Origin of the sequence: Mycobacterium sp. 1245852.3, from assembly GCF_001669335.1 — a bacterium.
Taxonomy (GTDB): Bacteria; Actinomycetota; Actinomycetes; order Mycobacteriales; family Mycobacteriaceae; genus Mycobacterium; species Mycobacterium europaeum_A.
Genome location: NZ_LZLL01000167.1, coordinates 1 through 3,035, shown reverse-complemented (window position 1 = coordinate 3,035; position 3,035 = coordinate 1). Strand labels below are relative to the sequence as shown.

Here is a 3,035-nt window from a genome sequence, read left to right as displayed (position 1 = left end):
CGCGATGAAGTGGCGCCACGCCCGGTAGTTGCCGGTCACCACGATGCGGGTCTCGGTTGCGTTGGGCAGCACGGCGCGGGCGGCCTGGCGGGCCTGCTTGCGACGCAAGACGGCGCTGGGTTGATCGGCGAACTTGGCTTCCAGTTTGGTCAGCAGCTCGGTGTAGGTGGCACGGCTGGCGTCGGCGGCCGCGGCCAGGATCTGCTGCAGTTCCGGGTCGTCCTGCAGGCCCGGGGGCACGACCACGTGCGAGTCCTTCTCGGGGACGTAGCGCTGCGACAGCTGCGAATACGAGAAGTGCCGATGCCGGATCAGCTCGTGGGTGCACGATCGGGAGATGCCGGTGATGTAGAACGACACGCTCGCGTGCTCGAGCACCGAAAAGTGCCCGACGTCGATGATGTGTTTGATGTAGCCGGCGTTGGTCGCGGTCTTGGGGTTGGGCTTCGACCAGCTCTGGTAGCAGGCCCGGCCGGCGAACTCGACCAGCGCGGGACCGCCGTCGGCGTCGGTGTCCCATGGCACGTCCGGGGGCGCCAAGAAGTCGGTCTTGGCGATCAGTTGCACGCGCAGCGGCGCGATCTCGGCCACGGCGCTCACCTTAGCCGGGCGACGATGCGCGCCACGGAGTGGCGCGAGGAGACCCGCACCTTCCCGCAGACCAGCAACGGCAGCAGCGCATCGCGCAAGGCCGACAACCGCGCGCTCTCGGCGCGCCCGGCGTGACACAGCGCACCCAGATCGCTGATCGTCCGCAACGCCGCCGGGCTCAGCAGGCGCACGTCGGGGACCGACACGTCCAGCAGGTCGCCGGGCGGGATCCGTTGATGGCTGCCCGAGGTCCCCGCGGCCCGCCGCTGCAGCCGCAGTGAGACGTCCGGCTGCCGCAGCGCCGACCACAGCGCCGAGGAATCGCAGCCCTGTGGGCGCAGCACGACGAACTCGGTGCTGGCCACCGCCATGTGCGACGGCAGGCTCGGCACGTTCCAGATCCGCGGGATCCTCGGGTTCAGCTTGGCGAACAACACACACGGCTCCGTCAGGAGCAGCTTGGCGCTGCGCACCGCCGCGGCGTCGACCAGGCGGGGTCTCGCGCCATCGTCGAACGCCGGAAGGCTGAAGTGGGCGAGGCGCTCGTCGAATTCGCTGACGTGGCAGATCACCGTCGACCGGCTCGCCAAACTGGACAGCCGCACCCGACCCGGCGCCGCTTCGGCGAGGGCGATCATCAGGCGTTCGGCCGCCCCGGTCACCCGGTCGTTGGCGGCGATCTTGTCGTCGAGGGCGCCCAGCACCTCCGCGATCCGACGCCGTTCGCCCGCGGCGACCGTCGGCACCGACACGTCGTTCAGGATCCTCTGGTTGAGCAGGGCCTGCCCCGACCCGGATCGGTGGTCGGCCAGCCGGCAGGTGTGCAGGGCGTAGTACCAATACCGGGTCTCTCGGGGGTCCTTGGCGCGGCACACCAGCGCGTTCTCGGTGACCCAGACATCGGAGTCGCAGTAGCGCAGGCTGCCGCAGTACGACCCGACGCGGCCCAGCACGATCACGGGCCCGCTGGCGTTGTGCTCGGCGGCGTAACCGATCGCGCCGTTGGCCCCATAGATGGGGACCCCTCCGCCGGACGCCCGCCGGGGCGCGCTGGTTCCGCTGCGAAAATCGAGGTGATCGCCCAGGACGGTGTTCACCGCAGCCGCTCCACCTGACGGCGCACCGCTTGGTCCGCGCGCGCCGATTCGTCCAGCGCGGCCAGCAGCTCGCCGGTCAATCGCGCGATCTTGTCGGCGGCCGGCTCGCCGTCATCCGGCACGGCCGGCGCATCCACATAGCGCCCGGGGGTCAGCGGGTAGCTCGCCGCCCTGATGTCGTCCACCGGCACGGACCGACAGAATCCCGGAACATCCTCATACGCAAGGCCTTTGGCGAGGGCCGACGCCGCGCCGGACCACCCGTGGTAGGCATCGGCGATCCGGACGATCTCGTCGCGGGTCAGTGCGCGCTCGGCGCGATCCACCAGCTGGCCCATGCCCCGCGCGTCGACGAACAGCACCTGCCCGGATCGGTGCGCCTTGTCCATGGCGAAGAACCACAGGCACACCGGTATCGCGGTGCTGCGGAACAGTTGCGCGGGCAATGCGACCACACACGACACCAAATCCGCCTCGACGATGCGGGCCCGAATGTCGCCCTCCCCCATGGCGTTCGACGACATCGAACCGTTGGCCATCACCACACCGGCCGTGCCGCCGGGCGCCAGCTTGGACAGGATGTGTTGGATCCAGGCGTAATTCGCGTTGGTGGCGGGCGGAACGCCGAAGCGCCAGCGCGGGTCCTCCTCGTCGCGGGCCCAATCCTTGATGTTGAACGGCGGATTGGCCATCACGTAGTCCATCTGCACGCCGGCGTGCAGGTCGGTGACGAACGTGTCGGCGCACCGGGCGCCCAGATCTGAGCCGTCGATGCCGTGCACGGCGAGGTTCAGTTTCGCCATCCGCCAGGTCTGCTCGACGCTTTCCTGGCCGTAGACGGTGACGTTCGCGGGGTCACCGTCGCGTTCGGCGACGAAGTGCTCGGTCTGCACGAACATCCCGCCCGAGCCGCAGCACGGGTCATACACCCGCCCGCCGGTCGGTTCGAGCACCTCGACGAGCAGCCGCACGACGCTGGCCGGGGTGAAGAATTCGCCGCCCCGCCGCCCTTCCGCGCGCGCGAAATTGCCCAAGAAGTACTCGTAGACCTCGCCCATCAGGTCGCCGGCCCGGCTGTCGCGGTCACCGATCCGGGCGCCGTCGAGCACGGTCACCAGCTCACCGAGGCGACGCCGGTCGAGGTTGCCGTACAGCCGGGGCAGCATCCCGGCCAGCGCCGGTGTCGCCGTCATCACGGCGTCCATCGCCTCATCGGCCAGCCGGCCGATGCCTTCGGAGGTTACGTTGTCCGCCAACACTTTCCAGTGTGAGGCGGAGGCATGCTTCAGGAACACCAGCCCCAGGATCACGTCCTTGTACTGGCCGGCCGACAGGGAGCCGCGCAGC

The 3,035-nt window shown here is 69.7% G+C and carries 3 protein-coding genes; all 3 read right to left on the bottom strand.

Translation table 11 applies throughout. The features are described from left to right. Positions 1 to 591: FAD-dependent thymidylate synthase (gene thyX / locus A9W96_RS07415; protein ID WP_067138703.1), on the bottom strand; the 591-nt coding region annotated here is incomplete at its 3' end. Positions 592 to 596: 5 nt separating this feature from the next. Then, positions 597 to 1,688 (bottom strand): restriction endonuclease subunit S, encoded by a 1,092-nt coding sequence (locus A9W96_RS07410; RefSeq protein WP_067138701.1) that lies wholly within the window; start codon positions 1,686 to 1,688, stop codon positions 597 to 599. Beyond that, entirely contained in the window at positions 1,685 to 3,034 is a 1,350-nt protein-coding gene (locus A9W96_RS07405) for an N-6 DNA methylase (protein ID WP_082972089.1), read from the bottom strand. Before A9W96_RS07405 ends, A9W96_RS07410 begins: the two co-directional genes overlap by 4 nt. Between the last annotated feature and the right edge of the window lies 1 nt (position 3,035).